Consider the following 20,654-nt stretch of genomic DNA (forward strand, 5'->3'; position numbering starts at 1 on the left):
CATGGTCGCTCGCTCGCTGATGTTCCAGGGAACGGGCTCCGACGTGGGCAAGTCGCTGGTCGTGGCCGGCCTTGCCCGCGCCTTCACTTTGCGCGGCCTGAGCGTCGCGCCGTTCAAGCCGCAGAACATGTCGAACAATGCTGCGGTCACCGCGGATGGCGGCGAAATCGGCCGGGCGCAGGCGCTGCAGGCGCGCGCGGCCGGCATGCCGCTCAGCGTGCATATGAACCCGGTGCTTCTGAAACCGCAGAGCGATATCGGCTCTCAGGTCGTGGTGCAGGGGCGTGTCGAGGGTAATGCCAAGGCATCCGAATATCAGCACCTGAAGCCCCGACTGCTTTCGCGCGTGCTCGAAAGCTTCGAGATCCTGCGCGCCAAGGCTGATCTGGTTTTGGTCGAGGGAGCCGGCAGCGCTTCGGAAATCAACCTGCGCCAGAACGATATCGCCAATATGGGTTTTGCCCGCGCGGCCGATGTGCCGGTGGTGCTGATCGGCGATATCGATCGCGGCGGCGTCATCGCCAGTATTGCCGGCACCAAGCTGGTCATCGATGCCGATGATGCGGCGATGATCCGCGGTTTCATCGTCAACCGGTTTCGTGGCGATCCGGCGCTGTTTGCCGAAGGCATGGATCTGATTGCCCGATTCACGGGCTGGCAATCGATCGGGCTCCTGCCGCATTTTGCCGATGCGGCACTTTTGCCGGCCGAAGATGCGCTGGGCCTTTCCCAGTCCTTTGCTCGCAAGCCGGGCGCGAAAATTCGAATCGCGGTGCCGATCCTACCGCATATTTCCAATTTCGACGATCTCGACCCGCTGGAAGCCGAGCAGGATGTGGAACTGATCCGCGTCCGTCGCGGCGAAGCCATTCCCGGTGATTGCGATCTCGTGCTGCTGGTCGGCTCCAAGGCTACGATTTCGGATCTTGCGGCGTTGCGCCAAGCCGGGTTCGATGTAGATATCGCCGCCCATCATCGCCGCGGCGGGCGGGTGCTCGGTTTGTGCGGCGGTTATCAGATGCTCGGCAAACGGCTTTCCGATCCGGAAGGGACTGAAGGTCCACCCGGCTCAGTCGATGGACTCGGCCTGCTCAATGTCGAAACCGTTCTTTCCGGCGCCAAGCGGCTTGAAGCAGTTTCGGGTTCTAGTTTCGATGGTGTTTCCTTTGCCGGCTACGAAATGCATATCGGTCGCACAGCCGGCGCGGATTGTGCCCGGCCGTTCTCGACGATCGGTGGTCAAGCGGAAGGGGCATCCTCCGCGGATGGCCGGGTCGTCGGCACTTACGTCCACGGGTTGTTTTCCGACGACAGGCAGCGGTCAGCCTGGCTCACCCGTCTTGGCGGTTCGTCTTCAGGCCTCGATTACGAGGCGAATGTCGATGCCATTCTCGATCGTCTCGCCGCCCATATGGAACGGTATCTCGATCTCAGCGGGTTGCTCAGACTTGCCACATGAGGACCGCCAGGACGCCGAAAAGGCCGATCAGCAGCATGTCGGCAATGCGGGCGATCTTCAGCGCGTCGTAGATATCCTCATAGACCAGTTCGCTGCGGCCGCCTTCGCCCATATAGCTCGCCTCGATCATCTCGCCGCCATAACTGCGCGGGCCGGCAAGCGCTATTCCCAAGGCACCTGCCATCGCAGCTTCAGGCCAGCCGGCATTGGGCGATCGATGGTTCTTGGCATCGCGGCGGATCGCCCTGATGGCATTGCTTGGCGAGGCATCGCGAACAAAAAGCGCGGCAACCACGAAAAGCGCTGCCGTGAGGCGCGAGGCAGGCAGGTTGACGAGGTCGTCGAAACGGGCGGCCGCCCAGCCGAAAGCTTCGTGGCGCGGCGAGCGGTGGCCGATCATGCTGTCGGCGGTATTGGCTGCCTTGTATGCCGCACCGGCGGGCAGGCCGCCGATCCCCATCCAGAAGGCCGGCGCGACCACGCCATCGGAAAAATTCTCGGCGAGGCTTTCGATCGCCGCCCGGCAAACTGCCGCTTCGTCCAATTGTTCGACATCGCGGCCGACAATTCTGGAGACGGCCGCCCGTCCCGCCGGCAAGCCATGGTGCTTGAGCGAGGAAGCGACATCGCGCACATGCCGCTCGAGACTCTTCTGGGCCGGGAGGCTCGCAGCGACAAGAATGAGCAGGATCGGACCCAGCGGGATAACAAGCAGCACATCCTGCAGGACCGCAGAGACAAGAATGACAATCGCCATCAGAACGGCGAGTGCCTGGATCCCCATGCGTTTTCGCGTGGCAAAGTCATCCGCCTCGCGGTTCCATCGGGTGTCGAGTTGCGATATCAGCCGGCCGATCCACGTGACGGGATGGCCGATCAGCCTGAACAGCCAATCCGGGTAGCCGGTAAAGCGCTCCAAGATCAGCGCGAGGAATGCAAGAAGGAACATTGCTGTGGCAAACCCAAAGGATAAAGATGTCGTTGGCGATCCGATCCAGCACGGCGGCAATCTGGCCAGGGCACGCGCGCTGTTTCCTCAGGCGCCTGAGCCATGGATTGATCTTTCGACCGGTATCAATCCGCATTCCTATCCGCATTCGCCGATCCCTAGCAATGTTTTTGCACGGCTGCCGGAACCGGCATCGCTTGATGAGTTGAAAGCGATCGCAGCTAAAACCTATGGCGCGCTGTCCGCGGCCCATGTCGCGGCAGGGCCAGGCACGCAGATCCTGCTGCCGATCGTCGCCTCGCTGATCGATGGGCGCAAGGCAGCAATTCTGTCTCCCACCTATGCCGAACATGCCCGCGCAGCAAAACTGGCCGGATTCGAGGTCACCGAAACCGATGACATCAATCAGCTCGCAGCGGCCGATCTTGCGGTCATCGTCAATCCCAACAATCCGACCGGTCGCGTCGTGCCGAGGGCGGATCTGCTGTCGCTTGCCGACGCCATGCGGGCCAAAGGTGGACTGCTTGTCGTTGATGAAGCCTTTTCGGACGTGTCCGAGGCCAAAAGCGTTGCGGAAATGGTCGAAAGCGGTGGCCTTCTGGTCTTGCGTTCATTCGGGAAATTTTACGGCATGGCCGGCCTCAGGCTCGGTTTTGCGATCTCGCATCCCGATGTGGTGCGACGGATTGAGGACAGGCTCGGTCCCTGGGCGATATCCGGTCCAGCGCTCCATGTGGCAAGCGAGGCGCTGGCCGATGGCTGGTGGCAGGTTATGATGCGCCGACGGCTGGAAGACGAAACGGCTCGTCTGGAGACGCTGCTCAAGGCTGCCGGCATTTCCATGTATGGAGGCACATCGCTGTTCCGGTTGATCCGGGATCCGCGCGCCCAGGCACTTTACCGGCATCTCGCCACCCACGGCATCATCACCCGTCGCTTCGATGAGCGCCCGGACGATCTCAGGATCGGCCTGCCGGGCGAAGAAGGCTGGCATCGACTGGAAGAGGCGCTGGCATCCTTCGTTTAGGCGGATACTATGCCGGCCATGTCTGTCGCTCGAGGTTGAAGGCACGACGGACGAAGTTGGTGGGTTCCATCCATGTGCCCTTCTGATCCGGAAATGGTGGTTCGGCGCCCGAAGGCGGTAGGTACTCGCCGTGCTCGTAGTCCAGCCTATTGTCGATCTGCCAGGGTTTTACGGTATTGCCGATCGCCCTTGGCGGCCCACTGAAACCGAGCGCAGCGGAGAGCGGATTGCTGGTCGGGTCGAGAACATGCCCAAAGAAGTTGCCGAATGGAAAAGCCAAGCGAAGGACAAGATCCTTCTCCGACGCCAGAACATAGATATGCCCGGTCTTCTCGAAGGCATCGACATATTCCTTCTCCAGGCAGGTCCGCTCTATGGCTGCTGCCATCAGGCAGGCGGATCGCGTTTTGCGGTTCAGCCGCCTGATCGTCTCCAGAACAACCCGAGCACCAAGGCTGTGGCTGGCGAAGGAAAAGCTTGCTGCCTGCCGCAATTCAAGATTGCAGAAGGCCGCCAGTTTCTGGCCGGTAAGGTTCGCCGTCGGCTTCTCCACCGGGTAGCTGATGAAGCCCGCATGGGAATCGCCCGGCCATAAGATGCCGATGAAAACCGCTGAGGGCGGCAGGTTGAGAAGTGTCTCTAGCCGGGAGAGCGCATGCACTCCGTCGCTCTGCCTGTTATTGTAGCCGTGGACGACAAAGAGGATATCGCGGCCGGTTGTCTGTTGCCTGAATATGTCCGGTCTTAACGGAGACAGCGCAAAATCGGTGTCAATCTTCTGCATCGCCGGCGTCATTGCTATGGCGCCGCCAATTGGTGAAACCCTGAAATTGAGGAATAGTGTCACAATGCCCCCTATCGTCTTACCGCCTTGAAAGCCCATGCGGCTTTGGAAATGGCCGAGGATAGATCCTTGGCTATAGGAGCGACGGGAACGGCGACGAGCCCGATCAGGAAGGCCAGAATGAAATGCGAAGACCCGAAGTCCTCAGTGACCACAGCGGTGCCCACCTCAGCCAGCACGATTGCGATTGCCGCGGCGACGAAGCGTGACGTATTGCGGAACTGCTGTTCGGCGCGCTCGAATGCGGCGTCCAGTCTTGCGTCTATGATCGCGTCGAAGCGGGCCAGAATGGCCAGTTCCGCCTCGTTTGGCGTTTCGCCGATCTCTATCTTCCGGGCGATCGCGGCAAGAAGATCGCCGTCACCCGGCAACACATAGCCGGCAATCGGTGCGGCGGTCTGTGAATTGAAGCCCAGCCTTATCAGATTTCTGGCGGCGGCCTTCTGCTCGGCCTTGTCCATTCCGTTTAACCAGTTTGCCTTTACGACTGCATAAGGCTCTTCCGCATTAATCGTCTTGAGAGCGGCTTCAAACGGCTGAAATGCTGATTCGATAAAATGATAGCCGACATTGGAAATGCCGCCGTTAAACGGCTTGGTTACATCCACAAGTCCGAATGCTGCCGTTCCCAGAGCGGCAACCGCCGAGAGGGCGGTGCCGAATTGACCGAGGTCGATGCTCCCGATTTCCGCGATATCCATAACTCCCCCATCTGGCAGATCGGGCGCATCGTGACAGCGTCTCCCGGCGATATCTCCAGTGAGAGGAGAGTGAAGTAATTTTCACTTGGTTGCAATTAAAATAAACTACAACCTTTGGTTATTTGTATGTATCCCGCCATGCGGCCTGCGCATTTGGTACTGGTAAAGAAGTCGCCTCGTAGACACCGCGTGCCACCGCGCGTGCCGTCACCACCGTCGCCAGATGGCAGAGTTCTGCGAAGTCAGACATATCGCCCAAAGGTTTTCTGCCGGTTGCGGCGGAAAAGATCGTGTCGCCATCGCCGGGCAGATGTGCTGGCAGAACGGCGCGCGCCAGCCCGTCATGAGCCATGATCGACAGGCGGTGCGCCTGCGCTTTTGTCAGTATCGCATCGGTGACGACCACACCGACCGTCGTCGCCTTCAGTTTTACGCCCTTAATACGCATAGCCGTATCGTCATCGGTAAACTGCTGCGGAAAGCCGAGGCCGCCGAATTCGCCATTCTTCTCGAAGGCAGAAGCCCAGAAATGTGGGCCGTCGCCGACCGTGGCCGATCCCATGGCGTTGACCGCCAGCAGAGCGGCAATCCGGTGGCCGGAAGCGGTGATGGCGCTTGCCGACCCGATGCCGCCCTTGAAGTTGACGGTCGTGGCACCAGTTCCGGCCCCCACCGTGCCGAGCGCAAAGGCGCCCTTTTGTGCCGCCTGAAAGGCATCATGGCCCATGTCGCGATAGGGTGAATGCAGGCCCCAGTCCTTGTTGCCGCCATTCAGCAGGTCCATCAGGATCGCCTGAGGCACGATCGGTACTCTAATCGTGCCGACCTCGAAACCACGGCCGATCTGGCGCAATCCCGCCTGCACGCCGCCTGCCGCATCCAGGCCGAAAGCCGAGCCGCCTGACAGCACGAAGGCATCGACGGCCTGAACGGTCATCGACGGGTCGAGAAGGGCCGTATCGCGCCCGCCCGGTGCGCCGCCCAGAACCGAGCCGGAGGCAATCGCCGGCTCGTCGAAAATGATTGCCGTGACGCCCGAACCGAGCACGAAATCGGTCGCATGGCCAACGGCCACGCCTTCTATATCCGTCAGAAGGTTCAGCATCGTCACGGTAATCTCGTTATTCGATGTCGAATTTGACGCCCTGTGCCAGCGGCAGGGTGCGTCCGTAGTTCAGCGTATTGGTGGCGCGGCGCATATAGGCCCTCCAGGCGTCCGAGCCGGATTCGCGGCCGCCACCGGTTTCCTTTTCGCCGCCGAACGCGCCGCCGATCTCGGCACCGGAGGGGCCGATATTGACATTGGCGATGCCGCAATCCGAACCACGGGCAGAGACGAAAGTCTCCGCCTCGCGCATGTCGTTGGTGAAGATCGATGAGGACAGGCCCTGCGGCACGTCGTTATGCAGCGCCAGCGCCTCATCGAAGGTCGAATATTTCATCACGTAAAGGATCGGCGCGAAGGTCTCTTCCTTCACCGTATCGGTCTGGCGCGGCATCTCGACGATTGCCGGGCGGACGTAATAGGCATCGGTCGCCTCCGCATCCAGCACACGCTCGCCGCCGACCACCTTGCCGCCGGCTGCCTTCGAGGCCTGAAGCGCTGCCTGCATCTTGTCGAAAGCCTGCTTGTCGATCAGCGGTCCGACAAGATTGCCCTCTGTGAGGGGCGAGCCGATGGTGACCGACTGATAAGCCTTGGCGAGACGCGGAACGAGCGCATCATAGACACTGTCATGCACGAAGAGGCGGCGCAGCGTCGTGCAGCGCTGGCCGGCTGTACCCATGGCGGCGAAGGCCACGCCACGCAAGGTCAGGTCGAGGTCGGCCGTCGGGGTGACGATTGCGGCATTGTTGCCGCCGAGTTCGAGGATCGAGCGTGCGAAACGCTGAGCCAGCTTCGGCCCCACTTCGCGGCCCATACGGGTCGAGCCGGTGGCGGAAACCAGCGGCACCTTTTCATGGTCCACCAAAGCTTCACCGATGTCACGACTGCCGATCAGCAGCGTCGAGAGGTTTTTAGGTGCCGTGCCGCCATTGGCGATATAGCGGGCGAGCGCCTTGTCGAAGATTGCCTGGGTGGCGAGCGCCGTCAGCGGCGTCTTTTCCGAGGGCTTCCAGACGGTGGAATTGCCGCAGACGATGGCGAGTGCCGAATTCCACGACCAGACGGCTACCGGGAAGTTAAAGGCGGAAATAATGCCGATGACACCGAGCGGATGCCAGGTTTCCATCATCCGGTGTTCGGAGCGTTCCGTTGCGATCGTCAGGCCATAAAGCTGGCGGGAAAGACCGACTGCGAAATCGCAGATGTCGATCATTTCCTGCACTTCGCCGAGACCTTCGGAGGTTACCTTGCCGACCTCGATCGAAACGAGACGGCCGAGCGCCGCCTTGGCGCTGCGCAGTTCCTCGCCGAGCAGGCGGATCAATTCGCCGCGCTTGGGTGCCGGCACAAGACGCCATTCGAGGAAGGCTTCATGCGCAGCGTCGATTGCCTTCTTGGCATCTACGGCCGTGACTTCCGGCAGCCGGCCGATCTCGGTGCCTGAAATCGGCGAGCGAACAGCAAGCGTGCCGCCCTTGTACTTGTCGGATGTAACGCCGAGATCGGTAAAGATCTTGTCCACTTCGGCGGCGAGGTCGAGTTTGGCGAGCGTCATGTCGGTCTCCGGATGTCTGTTTGGAGGGCAATCTACAAGTCGGCGGCGTTTTCGCAACATCCGTCGACCAAGGGGTGTTTCAGAACCGTTCTTCAAAACCGTTCAGTGGCGAAATGCGCGATCTGTGCGCCTGCCTCGTAATAGGCTTCCTTCATCGGGCAGAAGCTGGCTTCCTGCACTTTGGTCAGGGGCAGCGGCAGGTCTGCGTCGGCGATATCGCCCAGAATATAGTTGGCCAGAACCTTGCCGAATGTCGAACCCGGCGAAATACCGCGGCCATTGTAACCGGAGAAACCGATGACATTGATGCCGAACCGGTGGAAGCGCGGCAGCGCATTGTCGGTCATGCCGATCTTGCCGTACCATTCGGCCTCGAATTCGACTTCTCCGAGCTGCGGGAACAGTCGCTTCAGCGAGCGGCGTGCCCAGGCCTTGTGAACCGCCGTGCCGGTGCCGCGCAATGCGCCGACCGAACCGAAAACCAGCCGTCCGGCCTGATCCATGCGGAACGAGGACAGCACTTCCTTCGTATCCCAGCATCCTTCGCAGTTGGGCAGGATTGAGCGGCGCAGATTGGCGGAAAGCGGCTTGGTCGCAAGGTTGAAATAGGGGAGGTGAACCTGTTCGCGCCGCACTTGCGCCCACGGTCCCGTCGAATAGGCATCCGTGGCAACGATCACCCAGTCGGCGGAAACTTGGCCTTCAGCCGTGCTGACGATCCGTTTTCCGCCTGCCTCGCCGGTCGAGATCACGGGGCTGCCGGTAAACAGCTTTGCGCCGGCCTTGATGGCCGCATGCGCCAATCCGCGGGCATAGGCGAGTGGCTGCAGCGTGCCGGCGCGCATGTCGAGCAGCGATCCGGCATAGGCCTTGGTGCCGATCCGGCGTTCTGTCTCGGCGGCGTCGAGAACGGTCAGCGGCGCACCGCGTTTCTGCCACTGGCGAGCGCGCTCTTCCAGCTCTTTCATACCCTCCGCGCCGACCGCGCAATGCAGCGTACCGTTCGTCTCCAGTTCGCAGGCAATTCCGTGTTTTTCGATCAGTTCGCGTACTAGGTAAGGACCATTGCCCAGAAGATCGAGCGCGCGTTCGCCGTAATGCTCGCCGAGTTCCTTCGGAAAATCATCCGGCATGACCCACATGCCGGCATTGATCAGGCCGACATTTCGCCCGGCACCGCCAAAGCCGATTTCGGCTGCCTCCAGAAGCACGACATTGGTGCCGCGCTCGGCCAGATGAAGGGCTGCGGACAGGCCGGTATAGCCGCCGCCGACAATCACGACGTCGGCGGTGATATTTTCCTTCAAGGGTGTCGTCACAGGTGCAGGCGGCGCGGTCCTCTCCCAGAGGCCGTGCGAACGCGGATCATTCAGCATCAAGAAGTTCCCAAATTTTATTTGTTTTGCACGACTTTACAGAGGCGATTTCGCGGTGAATATCGACATAAATTCATCAGGTCATTCACTGGAGGAATGACATGCTGCCGCCCAGACGCTTCCTTCCGTCCTTTTCGCTTCTTTCCGCCTTCGAAGCCGCCGCCCGTACCGGCAGCGTCACCGCCGCCGCCAACGAACTCGGCCTCACGCAAAGCGCCGTCAGCCGGCAGATCTCGGCGCTCGAAAAGCAGCTCGGCGTCGCGCTTTTCCTGCGTGAAAGGCAGACGATCCGGCTGACGCTTGCCGGAGATGCCTATGCGCGCGAAGTTCGCGAAGCACTCAGGCGTATTTCTAACGCCTCGCTCAATCTGAGGGCCAATCCGGCTGGCGGCACGCTCAACCTGGCCATCCTGCCGTTTTTCGGCACGCGCTGGCTGACGCCGCGGATCGGGAAATTTCTCGATCAGCATCCCGGCATGGTGGTCAACCTGATCACTCGGCTGGAACCGTTCGATTTCCGCTTCGACACGCTCGATGCCGCGATCCATTTCGGGCAGGCGCGCTGGCCCGGCGCAGCACTGAGTTTCCTGATGGACGAACAGACGGTGCCGGCCTGCAGTCCCGAGTTCAAAAAACGATATCTGTTGGCAGAGCCTGCAGACCTGCTTCATGCACCGCTTTTGCATCTAAGCACGCGGCCGGATGCCTGGGAGCTGTGGCTGGGTCGAAACAGTGTCCCGTTCGATACGGTGCATGGCATGCTGTTCGACCAGTTCACCACCATGGTTGAGGCAGCACGATCGGGGCTGGGGGCGGCGCTTTTACCGCGTTTCCTGATCGAGCGGGAGCTGCAGGAAGGGCAGCTGGTTCTTGCCGCCGATGGGGAGCCGATGCCAACAGGGCGATATTATCTTGCCTATATGCCGGATCGGGCGAGCTATCCGCCGCTCGCCGCTTTTCGTGACTGGATCGCTCGGGAGATCCGCTCTGATATGCTTGCACCGGCGGCAAGCATCGGCCAATAGTCGGTCAGCATTTTCGCGGCGTCGATAGCCGCTTCATCAGTCAGTCCATAAAGGCTAAGCGATCCCATGAAACCAATCTTCGTGCAGCTCCGTTGCAAGCCCGGCAAGACCTATGAGGTTGCCGACGCCATTTACAAGACGGAACTCGTCTCCGAGCTTTATTCCACCAGCGGCGAGTGGGATCTGCTCTTGAAAGTCTATATCAGCGACGAGGCCGAGATCGGCCGTTTCGTCAACGAAAAGATCGCCTGCATACCGGGCATCGAGCGGTCGCTGACGACAATCACCTTTACGGCTTTCTGAGCCGGAATTCATCGATAGACCGCCAAAACAAAAGCCGCCTCGAGGGCGGCTTTTCTGCATCTGAGGACCGGGCACGGTTTATACGTGTGCGACCGGCGCCGAATTTCTCGATGCGACCAGTTTGCTGATCGCCAGGCGCACGTCGTCGGCCGAATCGAAACGCTGTTCGTCGAGGTCGATGACGTGGAACTTCACCGCGATGAATTTCAAACGGTCTTCATCCGGGATTACGATGCCGACGGGCTCGCCGGCGAATTTGATGACTTGCTTCTGCATGGGTAGACTCCCGTATTGGCTGCAGAGCATGCAGCGCAAAACGAATGATAATTTCAGGAACGAATTGAACCGGAAGCGTTACATTCGACAGCACGGAAGGGAGCAGCGATCCGTGCTATTCACATCGAGCGCGAGCCGATCGAAGGCGATGACGCGTGTAGTCTCAGACATGTCACTCTCCTTCTCAACGGTTGCGCGATAACGTCAGAATCGATTTTCTGACCACCAATCACCCTAGCTGAAACGCGCCGGATGATCAACGAAATCCAATTTAAACAGAATATTTTTCTGCATGATGACAGGAGAAAGGCGATATTGTGAAATTACGTTCGCAATGCCGCCGGGTGCTCCAGCGAGCATAAGGTAGGTATCGATGACGTCCAGACAAGGGCAGGCCCAAGTTAAATTCTATTTCGGCGGAAGGCGCAGGACATTGCGAAGATGATCGAGGCACAGGTTGATGTTGGCCTCGCTGACGCACAGCGGAGGTGCGAGGATCAGCCTGCCGGAATGGTCGAGCTCGTGCAGGAGATGTCCGTCGAGAGCATCCCAGATTTCGATGTCTTCGCTCACGGGTTGTATCGCCCACCATAATCCGCGGCCCTTGACCGCTTCGACGCGATCACTTTCTTCGGCAAGTTGTCGCAGGCCCTTTTCCAGAAGCTGGCCCATGGCCGACGCATTTGCCGCCAGGTTCTCCTCACGCAACACTGTCAGCGCCGCCAATGCGGTGGCGGCATCGACCGGAGAGACCGGATCTGCGAATGGCGCAAGCGCTTCGGAAAATTCCTCATTGCAGAAAACCACGGACAGCCTGCCCCCATCGCAGCTGTCGGCCAGCAGAAGGTCAGGTCTGATGTCGTCGCTCTCGGTGTTCCAGAGGTTTTCGCCCAGACGGCCGTAGCCGGTGCGCGTTTCATCGACAAGGATCAGCCGGCCGTTTTCCCGCGCTGATGTTATCTGCTCTGCTGCATGGATAAGGCCAAGGAGCGGTTCGATGATCAGAGGCGTGGCATACTCTTCCCGTTCTGCTTGCTCGCTTGCCACGGCATAGGAAACCTCCGTCTCGTCTTCCGATGATCCGTCGATTTCGTCCTCTGCGCTGTTCTCCTGATAGGCCGCGACCGCGGCCCTTTCCTCCGTCGTCTCCCTTGTTCGGGCAAGCTCAGTGATCGCTTCCATCGCTGCATGCCGGTCCTGAAACAGCACGACATCCGTAAAGCCTGGCGGCGCAATATCCACCAGCGCCTGCCTCAGCGCTTCCGCCTCGGCGCTTCCGTCGAAGGATGCGGTAAGGCGCAGATGCTGCTGATAGCTGGCAGCGGCGATCGATGGATGCCCGTGGCCGATCAGAGGTGCCTTGCCGCTGAAATCGAGAACGGTGTGGCCGATCTCATCATAGATGAATTCATGCCATGCCCGCACCTCCCGGCCGGATATTGCTGCCGGTGCATCGCAATCGATCCCGAGAAGCGCCGAAGGCGATGGGGCGAGACGCCGCCACACTGCGACCTCGGACGGCCGGCAGAACAAGGGTGGATGGTTTTCGTGATCCCGCGAAAGCCTCAGGCGCAGCCCGCCGACTGCCCCGGAAGCACCCGCCACCGTGCCGAGCTGATCTCCCGGGTCAATTTCGGTTCCTTCGGTCAAGGCAGTTTCCATGCCTTCGACAAGCAGCGTCACGCTTTCGCCGCGAAGCGACAGTTGCGGAGACACCTGCACCACAATGCCCTTGAACGGGGCGATGAGTGCCGTTCCCGTTGGCAGGCAGATGTCGACATGCAGGGCAACATTCCGCGGTTCGGTCGCGGCCGCGTCAGGCTTGCTTCTCGACAGTCGATATTCGCCGTAACGGGTACTGCCCATGCCCGTCTCCCAGGCAGTGCGGGCCAGAAGCCGCCAGTCGCAATCGGGATCAGTCCAGTTACCACCCTGAAACAGCGGGCTTTTCGAGCTCAGGTCAACGAGCCTTATCTTCTCCGCTTCCAGTTCCGGCATAAGCAGGTTCAGATCGAGAGGTTCTGGTTCGATCCTGCAGGCCTCCAGGATGCAGGCATGCATATATTCGGCGGGAACCGTCGAAGCATTGGCGAGGATTTGGCGACGTCCCCTGGCTTCCTCGGCGGCCGACTCGTCATCCGGGGCCTCGGCGTGGGTGTTTTCAGCAAGTGCTGCCGAAAACGCGATATCGGCGATAACGAGTGGCCAGAGCGCTTCCAGTTCGGCTGCATTCAGCGGATCGATCGCATGATAACCGGTCACGGCCGGCAGGATCGATGCCGGTTCTCCCCCTTGGCTGGCGAGGATGCGGGCACAGGTCTTGGCCAACGCCGAGACGTACCAGCTTCGTGAGAGGCCACCAAGATTGGTAATTCCTGTTGGATGCCAGTCGACGTCGTCCGTCTCGCCGGTGAGATCGCCGGGGCCAAGATCCGGGATCACCAGACCGATGCGAAATTCCGCCGCCAGCGGATGAATGCGGCGCAGCGCGGACACCATGGCGCGGGCAATCATGTCGCGCGCCTCCTGGTCGGCTACCTTGGAAAGAAGCGAGACAGTGCGCGGGCCTGCCTTGCGCAAGTCGTCCTCATGCTTGCCGTTCCAGATCAGCGGATCGAAATCCTCGAGGCTTTTCACCAGGCTTGCCAGCAATGCGCCGAGCTCGGCTGCGGTTTCCTCGGTCACATCGCGATCTTCTGGCGGCGGATCGCCATCAAGAGCCGTCAGCAAGCGTAAGACACGGGTCATGCCGCCGATCTCGGCCGTCAGCACTTCCGCCCCGGCCTTGGTGGCGACCGGTTCAGGCACCTGCGGCCCATCCGGACTGCGAGTGATATGGCGCATCACCTCGTGTTCGACGCGCAAAGCCTGCTCGTCCGCCAAATCCCTTATCTCGAGGAAATAACGCAGGTTGCCGTTATCAACGAGATATCCGAGCCCGTATTTTTCCTCTACCGGAAAGATCTGACCGGAGAGGCCCCAATGGTCGCGCAACAGCGCCTCGATCGTATCCAGGGACACGTCATCGGCACGGTCGTCGTCAATGGCGGGGGTATCGAGTACTTCGGACGCTTCGTCGCCTGGCATTCTCACTCTCCGGTAAAACCTTGACGTGAGGATAGCGCAGGTAAACGCTGCGTCCATAGGGACTTTCAGCCTTTGCTTGTGCGATTTATCCCATGCGTTCGGATGCGTAGGAACCCGGGCTTGGCGGGAAGACGACGGTGCGGTTTCCGTTGATGAAAGTCCGGTGGTGGATATGCGCGTGGATGGCGCGAGCCAACACCTGGCTCTCGACGTCGCGGCCAAGCGAAACATAGTCATCCGGCGACTGTGCGTGAGTAACGCGCACCGTGTCCTGCTCGATGATCGGGCCTTCGTCGAGGTCGGCGGTGACGTAATGCGCCGTGGCACCGATCAGCTTTACACCGCGCTGATAGGCCTGTTTATAAGGGTTGGCGCCCTTGAAGCTCGGCAGGAAAGAGTGGTGGATGTTGATGATCCTGCCGGACATTTTGCTGCAGAGCTGGTCGGAAAGAACCTGCATGTAACGCGCCAGCACGACAAGTTCGGTGCCGCTCGTCTCGACGACTTCCATCAGTTGCGCTTCGGCCTGCGGCTTGTTGTCCTTCGTCACCTTGATGTGGTGGAAGGGAATGTCGTTGTTCACCACCAGTTTCTGGTAGTCGAAATGGTTGGAAACGACGCCGACGATATCGATCGGAAGCGCGCCGATCTTCCAGCGGTAGAGGAGATCATTCAGGCAATGGCCGAAACGGGATACCATCAGCAGCACCTTCATCCGGTCTGCCTGATCGAAGACGTCCCAGTCCATGCCGAATTTCTCGGCGACAGGGGCGAAGCTGGAAAGCAGCGCGTCGCGCTCGGCGCCCTGTTCGGAAATGAAGCTCACGCGCATGAAGAATTTGCCGGTGTCGAGATCGTCGAACTGCGAACTATCGATGATGTTGCAGCCCTTTTCGGCAAGGAAACCGGATATCGCGGCAACGATGCCGCGTGTGGATCGGCACGATACCGTCAGGACATAGTTTTTCATTCGTCGTCTCCCCTGCACTGCGCTTTCAGCAAATGCCCTATACGTGATGACAGCCGATGGAAACTGCGCGGGTTGTCCGGGTGCCGTTTTTCTTGCGCCTGTGACGCTTGCCATCGTCCTTCATCGCGTCACATTAGGCGCGGCGGTGCAAAATTCCGTTCCTATTGCGCCTTTCGCGGGCGCAGGACCGCCGTCAAACGATGTGAATGCTCGAGCCTGCCTTATTAGCGATTTCATAATGTGCAGGTGCGAGGGTACCGCGCGATACCGGAGATGAAGTGTGAACAGACGCGTAGGATACAGAGCTTTTGCGCGGCGGCTTGCGGTTGCCCTTTCCTGTGTCGCTGTCGCGGCCGGCTCGGCACAATCGGCTGAGTGCATGAGAGGCATCAATCTCGCAGGCGCCGAATTCGGCAGTCTCGGTCAGGAATACGGCACGGGCTACATCTATCCTTCCGACAAGACGATCGCCTATTTCAAGAACAAAGGCTTTACCGGCGTTCGATTGCCCTTTCTCTGGGAACGCCTGCAGCCCAAGCTCTACGACAAATTCAACACCGCCGAATTGAAGCGGCTGCGTGCGACTGTGAAGGCCATCCGGTCTGCCGGCATGCAGGTGGTTCTCGATCCGCATAACTATGGACGCTATGAAGACCAGCTGATCGGCTCGGACGGGGTGCCGCAAAGCGCGTTTGCGGATTTCTGGCGACGGCTGGCCGCGACATTTGCAAGCCAGGACGGCATCCTGTTCGGCTTGATGAACGAGCCTTACGGCATATCCGCAGAGGATTGGCTTTCGGCCGCCAACAGCGCGATATCCGCTATCCGGCAGACCGGTGCCGATAACCTGATTCTCGTGCCTGGCACCGCATGGACCGGTGCTCATAGCTGGTCAGGTGGCGATTACGGCACGCCGAATGCAAGCGTGATGACGGGCATGACCGATCCTGCCAATAACTATGCCTTCGAAGTTCACCAATATCTGGATGTCGACTTTTCCGGCAAGAACGATGAATGCAGCCGTGCGGCCGATGCCGTGAAGGCCATCACCGATATGGGCGACTGGCTCGCCGCCCAGGGTCGCCGCGGGTTTCTCGGAGAATTCGCCGTCCCGACCATGCCGGCCTGCCAGCAGTCGCTCAAGGATATGGTGGCAGTGGTCGAAAGCCGGCCGGATGTCTGGCTCGGCTGGTCCTATTGGGCGGCCGGCGACTGGTGGAAACCATCCGAACCGCTCAACATCCAGCCGACCGACACCGGCGACCGCCCGCAGATGCAGACGCTGCAAACCTATTTTGCCGATCGAAAGACCTGTGGCGGGTGAGGGTCGGACGGTGAAGTTTTGTAACCTCTCCCACAAGGGGAGAGAAAGCGATTTCCCGTTTCGGAATAAGACATGCGGCAGCTAAGGTTTGGCAAGCTGATCTGAGGGATCGCGAGGTGCTCTAGCCTCCTGAGGGCTTGTGTCTCATTTAGCTGTTGCTATCGTTTGCCCGCAAACGGACGAGGCTGCAGGCGCAATTACGGTGGAGGCGTATCTGAGCCTCTCTCACTCCGGCGGATACCGATGCTCGCCGCCGCGGAAATCGCTTACCGAATAACAGCCGCCTTCACCACGCATAGCATTTTCGCCGATCACCGCCTTGCCATGGCCACCTGGAATATCTAGCACATAGGTCGGCTGGCAGAGGCCGGAAATGTTGCCGCGCAGGGCCGAGACGATCTTCTGGCCTTCCTCGATATCCATGCGGAAATGGCCGGTGCCGGGGGCGAGGTCGGGATGATGCAGGTAATAGGGTTTAATCCGCGTCTCGACAAAGGCTCTCATCAGGTCGCCCAGCACGGCCGGATCGTCGTTGATACCCTTCAGGAGCACCGTCTGGCTCACCATCGCAAACCCGGCATCGACAAGCCTTGCGGAGGCGGCACGAGCTTCGATCGTCATCTCGCGCGGATGGTTGGCGTGAAGTGCTACATAAACGGTCTTGCCGCTTTCCTTTAGCGCCGCAATCAGCGCCTCGTTGATACGGTCAGGCTCGACCACGGGCACGCGCGTGTGAAAACGGACGATCTTCACATGGTCGATCGCGGCCAGCCCACGCATGATCTCGACCAACCGGCGCGGAGACAGAACCAGCGGATCGCCGCCGGTGAGGATGACTTCCCATATTTCCGGATGATCGCCGATATAGGCAAGGGCAGCTGCCAGTTCGTCGGGCGCCAGCGTGCCGTCACCCTGCGGCCCCACCATCTCGCGGCGGAAACAGAAACGGCAATAGACCGGGCAGATATGCACGGCCTTCAGCAGCACACGGTCGGGATAACGGTGGACGATGCCCTTGACCGGGCTGTGCGCGGCATCGCCGATCGGATCTTCCCGCTCCTCCGGCGTCGTTATCAGTTCGGCCGCATCCGGCACGAATTGCCGCGCAATCGGATCGGCAGCGTCTGCGCGGTCGATCAGAGATACCACGGCTGGCGTGATCGCGATTGCATAATGTTCTGCAACAGAGCGGATCGCATCGATCTGCTCGAGCGCGACAAGCTCGGCCGCCTGCAATTCGTCCGGTGTCTTCAGTGAACGGGCTGCGCTCAAGAATGCACCTCCGCCACCGGCGCCCACATGACCTGATCGATGCGCGTCGCACCCGTCGCCAGCATGGCCAGCCGGTCGAAGCCCAGCGCCGCACCGCTCGCTTCGGGCATGAAAACCAGGGCCGCGAGAAAATCCTCGTCGATCGGATAGGCTTCACCGTAGATGCGGGCTTTCTCCGCCATCTCGTGTTCGAAACGGCGGCGTTGTTCGCCGGCATCGGTCAGCTCGCCGAAGGCATTGGCCAGCTCTACGCCGCAGGCATAAAGCTCGAACCGTTCCGCCACGCGTGGGTCACGGGCAGACGGGCGGGCCAGCGCCGCCTCGCAGATCGGGTATTCGCAGAGGATCGTCGCACGATCCTGTCCCAGATGCGGCTCGATCTTGTCGACCAGAACCTTGCTGAAAAGGTCGGCCCAGCTGTCGTCTTCGGCAACGCGCATTCCGGCGTTGCGCACGAGCGCGGCAAGCAGATCGCGATCTGTCTCGCCGGATGCGGCAACCGAGGCCAGGAGATCGATGCCGGCAAAGCGGTCGAAAGCTTCGGCAAGCGTCAGTCGCTCCGGCTCGGCAAACGGATCGATCTCCATGCCTCGGAAGGAGAAGCGCTTCGTGCCGGTCGTTTCTGCGGCAAGTTTCAGCATGTCAGCGCAATCCGCCATCAGCTGCTCGTAGGCCTCGTCGACGCGATACCATTCGAGCATGGTGAATTCGGGATGGTGCAGCGGTCCGCGTTCACGGTTGCGATAGACATGCGCGAAGGTGAAGATATGGGTCTCGCCGGCTGAGAGCAGCTTCTTGGCGGCAAATTCCGGCGACGTGTGCAGGTAAAGCGGGGCCGCCTCGCCGTCGATTGTCAGGGCTTCGGTTGCAAAAGCATGGAGATGCGTCTCATTGCCGGGCGATACCTGCAGCGTCGCCGTATCGACCTCGATGAAATCACGCGAGGAGAAGAAAGCTCTCAGCGCCGTCTGCACCCGGTTGCGGCCAATCAGGAAGGGCCGGCGGTCGGCATGGCTGTTCTTGGTCCACCAGGGGAATGCGGAGACGCCGGGATGGTTCATGGACGAAGCTTTCTCGCCTTGTCGGGCAATGTCAGCCAATGCCGGGGCTGGCTATTTGGCGGATTTTGCGTTAGTTGCGCCGGCAAGGAAACCTGAAAAGCATCTCTACGGCCGTTTCGCCAGTCATCTACGACGTGGCCGGTCGAGTTACAAGGAACTCTTATGGTCAAGGTCATCGCCTCTTCCGTCCGCAAGGGCAACGTCATCGATGTCGACGGCAAGCTCTATGTCGTTCTCACCGCTGAAAACTTCCACCCCGGCAAGGGCACGCCTGTTACCCAGGTCAACATGCGCCGCATCGTCGATGGCGTGAAGGTGTCGGAGCGCTGGCGTACGACGGAACAGGTCGAGCGCGCCTTCGTCGAAGACGTCAACCACCAGTTCCTTTATGAAGATGGCGAAGGCTTCCACTTCATGAACCCGGAAAACTATGACCAGATCGTCGTCGATGTCGACACGATGGGTGACCAGAAGGCCTATCTGCAGGAAGGCATGGTCTGCATCCTGTCGATGCACGAAGGTGTGGCGCTTGCCCTGCAACTGCCGCGTCACGTCATTCTCGAAATCACCGAGACCGAACCGGTCGTCAAGGGCCAGACGGCTTCGTCTTCCTACAAGCCGGCCATGCTGTCCAACGGCATCCGCACCGCCGTTCCGCCGCATATCGATGCCGGCACCCGCGTCGTCATCGCAACGGAAGACAATTCCTACGTCGAGCGCGCCAAGAACTAAGAAATTTGCCGGGGCATCGTCCCCGGCCTTCATAATGGCATTAAAAAACCTCCGAAGCTTGTGCTCCGGAGGTTTTTTGTTGTGTCCGATAAAGAGAAGAAGCAAGGCCGGCGAACCGACCTCGATCCCGGCGTCAGTCCTTGACGACCTTGGCAGAAGCAACTTCCGTCTTGGCCGTTGAGCCGACTGCATAACCGCCACCGATCGCGACGTTGAGCGAGACGTAGTTCTGCGCCATCTGCTGCACGGCCTGAGCAAGGTTTGCCTGCGAGTCGGAGACCTGGCGCTGCGCATCGAGAACGTCGAGCAGCGAGGAGGCGCCGTCGCGGTAGCTTGCGGTCGCAAGCTCGAGGGCTTCCTGATAGGACTTCACGGTTGCGCGTAGGGCAGCAACGGTGCGGCCATCGCGGGAAACCGCAGCCAGAGCGTTTTCAACTTCCTCAACTGCGCCCAGAACCGTCTGCTTCCAGGAGAGATAGGCTTCGCGTGCAGCCGATTCGTTCGACTTGACGTTTGCCTTCAAAGCACCGCCATCGAAAATCGGCAGCGAAAGCGAAGGACCGAAGGACCAAGACAGAATGCCCGAGTCGTTACCCAACACCTTGGAATAGGAAGGTGTGATCGAACCGCCAAGCGAGATCGAGGGGTAAAGCTGGGCTTCTGCAACGCCGATGCGGGCGGTTGCGGCTGCCAGTTGGCGTTCGGCGGCGCGAACGTCCGGACGGTTGCGGATCAGGTCTGCCGGCACACCCGACTTCGGGCTGAAGCGCGCAACCGGCTGGCGTGCGCCACGCTGCAGGTCTGCGATCAGCGAGGATGCCGGCAGGCCGAGCAGGGTCGCAATGCGATGTGCTGCCTGACGGAACTGGGTCTCGAGACCCGGCAAGGTGGACAGGGTGGAGTTGACTAGACCTTCGGCCTGAACGACATCCAGTCGCGATGCAGCGCCGGCTTCGAGCTGAAGCTTGGTGAGGTTCAACGTCTCGCGGCGTGAATCAAGGTTTGCGCGGGTCAGCGCGATGCGTTCCTGATAATAACGAACGTCGATATAAGCGCCTGCAACAGCAGAAAGCAGCGTCAAACGCGCGACGTCGACGCTTGCATAGCTGGCGTCGAGATCCGCAAGTGCTGCTTCCCTGGAGCGGGCGTAGAGGCCGAAGAGATCGAGGAACCAGGAGGCGGTCGGGCCACCGGAAGCAGAATTCTGCTCGGCGAGCGAGGTGGCGCCTGGGTTACCGCCGAGCCTGCTGGCACCGCTGCGTCCGGCCTGTGCGCTCAGGTCGAGCGACGGAAGACCACCGGCGCCGGCGCTGATGACGGCTGCCTGTGCCTGATTGATACGTTCCAGAGCCTGGAGCACGTCGAGGTTCTGCGAGAGACCCTGGTTGACGTAACCATTCAGGCGTGTGTCGGAGAATGCTGTCCACCAGGCATTCTTGGCAACATCACCATTGCTCGTCGCAGATCCTTCGGCGAACTTTGCCGGAAGCGAAATCTGCGGTGCAGTATGGTCAGGACCAAGTGTGCAGCTGGACAGCAGTAGCAATACGAGGGGGGCGGCTGCGCGAGTGGAAATCATATTTTT

At 60.3% G+C, this 20,654-nt stretch carries 18 protein-coding genes; 6 read left to right on the plus strand and 12 right to left on the minus strand.

Translation table 11 applies throughout. The annotated features are described in order from the left end of the window. Position 1 precedes the first annotated feature (1 nt). A complete protein-coding gene (locus tag MRBLMR1_RS29020) occupies positions 2-1,459 on the plus strand; it encodes a cobyric acid synthase (RefSeq protein ID WP_148143711.1) in 1,458 nt (485 codons plus the stop codon). Here MRBLMR1_RS29020 and cbiB read toward each other — a convergent pair. After that, positions 1,443-2,408 (minus strand): adenosylcobinamide-phosphate synthase CbiB, encoded by a 966-nt coding sequence (cbiB, locus tag MRBLMR1_RS29025; RefSeq protein WP_148143709.1) that lies wholly within the window; start codon positions 2,406-2,408, stop codon positions 1,443-1,445. The genes MRBLMR1_RS29020 and cbiB overlap by 17 nt on opposite strands. A gap of 4 nt (positions 2,409-2,412) precedes the next feature. Between cbiB and cobD the strand changes: the two genes are divergently transcribed. Beyond that, on the plus strand, positions 2,413-3,435 hold the full coding sequence (cobD, locus tag MRBLMR1_RS29030) for a threonine-phosphate decarboxylase CobD (RefSeq protein WP_500067072.1): 1,023 nt from the start codon (positions 2,413-2,415) through the stop codon (positions 3,433-3,435). A gap of 7 nt (positions 3,436-3,442) precedes the next feature. On the opposite strand, the gene MRBLMR1_RS29035 is transcribed toward cobD, so the two are convergent. From MRBLMR1_RS29035 to MRBLMR1_RS29055, 5 genes are all read right to left on the minus strand, one after another. After that, the gene (locus MRBLMR1_RS29035) at positions 3,443-4,219 is read right to left on the minus strand and encodes an alpha/beta hydrolase (RefSeq protein WP_183686878.1); all 777 of its coding nucleotides are present in this window, start codon (positions 4,217-4,219) and stop codon (positions 3,443-3,445) included. Between the two features lie 71 nt (positions 4,220-4,290). After that, complete coding sequence (locus MRBLMR1_RS29040; RefSeq protein ID WP_148143705.1) at positions 4,291-4,980, minus strand: hypothetical protein; 690 nt, start codon at positions 4,978-4,980, stop codon at positions 4,291-4,293. Between the two features lie 118 nt (positions 4,981-5,098). Then, positions 5,099-6,085 (minus strand): P1 family peptidase, encoded by a 987-nt coding sequence (locus MRBLMR1_RS29045; protein WP_148143865.1) that lies wholly within the window; start codon positions 6,083-6,085, stop codon positions 5,099-5,101. Positions 6,086-6,101: 16 nt separating this feature from the next. Next, positions 6,102-7,643: an L-piperidine-6-carboxylate dehydrogenase gene (gene amaB / locus MRBLMR1_RS29050; protein WP_148143702.1), complete on the minus strand. Its 1,542-nt coding sequence runs from the start codon at positions 7,641-7,643 to the stop codon at positions 6,102-6,104. 92 nt (positions 7,644-7,735) lie between these two features. After that, complete coding sequence (locus tag MRBLMR1_RS29055) at positions 7,736-9,019, minus strand: NAD(P)/FAD-dependent oxidoreductase (protein WP_148143700.1); 1,284 nt, start codon at positions 9,017-9,019, stop codon at positions 7,736-7,738. A 101-nt stretch (positions 9,020-9,120) separates the two neighbouring features. Between MRBLMR1_RS29055 and MRBLMR1_RS29060 the strand changes: the two genes are divergently transcribed. Both MRBLMR1_RS29060 and MRBLMR1_RS29065 read left to right on the plus strand, forming a co-directional pair. Next, complete coding sequence (locus tag MRBLMR1_RS29060) at positions 9,121-10,044, plus strand: LysR family transcriptional regulator (RefSeq protein ID WP_148143697.1); 924 nt, start codon at positions 9,121-9,123, stop codon at positions 10,042-10,044. A gap of 66 nt (positions 10,045-10,110) precedes the next feature. Then, complete coding sequence (locus tag MRBLMR1_RS29065; RefSeq protein WP_112506623.1) at positions 10,111-10,347, plus strand: Lrp/AsnC ligand binding domain-containing protein; 237 nt, start codon at positions 10,111-10,113, stop codon at positions 10,345-10,347. 78 nt (positions 10,348-10,425) lie between these two features. Here MRBLMR1_RS29065 and MRBLMR1_RS29070 read toward each other — a convergent pair whose 3' ends face one another. From MRBLMR1_RS29070 to purU, 3 genes are all read right to left on the minus strand, one after another. Beyond that, complete coding sequence (locus tag MRBLMR1_RS29070; RefSeq protein WP_148143694.1) at positions 10,426-10,623, minus strand: hypothetical protein; 198 nt, start codon at positions 10,621-10,623, stop codon at positions 10,426-10,428. Positions 10,624-11,031: 408 nt separating this feature from the next. Further along, positions 11,032-13,710: an aminotransferase class III-fold pyridoxal phosphate-dependent enzyme gene (locus MRBLMR1_RS29075; protein WP_500067073.1), complete on the minus strand. Its 2,679-nt coding sequence runs from the start codon at positions 13,708-13,710 to the stop codon at positions 11,032-11,034. Positions 13,711-13,795: 85 nt separating this feature from the next. Then, on the minus strand, positions 13,796-14,680 hold the full coding sequence (gene purU / locus MRBLMR1_RS29080) for a formyltetrahydrofolate deformylase (RefSeq protein WP_148143690.1): 885 nt from the start codon (positions 14,678-14,680) through the stop codon (positions 13,796-13,798). A 280-nt stretch (positions 14,681-14,960) separates the two neighbouring features. Here purU and MRBLMR1_RS29085 point away from each other — a divergent pair, with 280 nt between their 5' ends. Continuing rightward, complete coding sequence (locus tag MRBLMR1_RS29085) at positions 14,961-16,004, plus strand: glycoside hydrolase family 5 protein (protein ID WP_500067074.1); 1,044 nt, start codon at positions 14,961-14,963, stop codon at positions 16,002-16,004. 225 nt (positions 16,005-16,229) lie between these two features. Here the strand turns inward: MRBLMR1_RS29085 and MRBLMR1_RS29090 are convergent, their stop codons facing one another. After that, positions 16,230-17,276, minus strand: a complete 1,047-nt coding sequence (locus tag MRBLMR1_RS29090; RefSeq protein ID WP_148143688.1) for a lysine-2,3-aminomutase-like protein — start codon at positions 17,274-17,276, stop codon at positions 16,230-16,232. Beyond that, positions 17,273-18,337 carry an EF-P lysine aminoacylase EpmA gene (gene epmA / locus MRBLMR1_RS29095; protein WP_148143685.1) on the minus strand — a complete coding sequence of 355 codons (1,065 nt, stop codon included), beginning with the start codon at positions 18,335-18,337 and terminating at the stop codon, positions 17,273-17,275. The genes MRBLMR1_RS29090 and epmA overlap by 4 nt, the downstream gene beginning before the upstream one ends. A 162-nt stretch (positions 18,338-18,499) precedes the next feature. On the opposite strand from epmA, the gene efp reads away from it, so the two are divergent. Continuing rightward, a complete protein-coding gene (gene efp, locus MRBLMR1_RS29100; protein WP_112509099.1) occupies positions 18,500-19,069 on the plus strand; it encodes an elongation factor P in 570 nt (189 codons plus the stop codon). A gap of 133 nt (positions 19,070-19,202) precedes the next feature. Here efp and MRBLMR1_RS29105 read toward each other — a convergent pair whose 3' ends face one another. Beyond that, complete coding sequence (locus MRBLMR1_RS29105) at positions 19,203-20,648, minus strand: efflux transporter outer membrane subunit (RefSeq protein WP_148143683.1); 1,446 nt, start codon at positions 20,646-20,648, stop codon at positions 19,203-19,205. Between the last annotated feature and the right edge of the window lie 6 nt (positions 20,649-20,654).

The organism is Neorhizobium sp. LMR1-1-1.1 (genome assembly GCF_040675795.1).
GTDB lineage: Bacteria > Pseudomonadota > Alphaproteobacteria > Rhizobiales > Rhizobiaceae > Neorhizobium > Neorhizobium cellulosilyticum.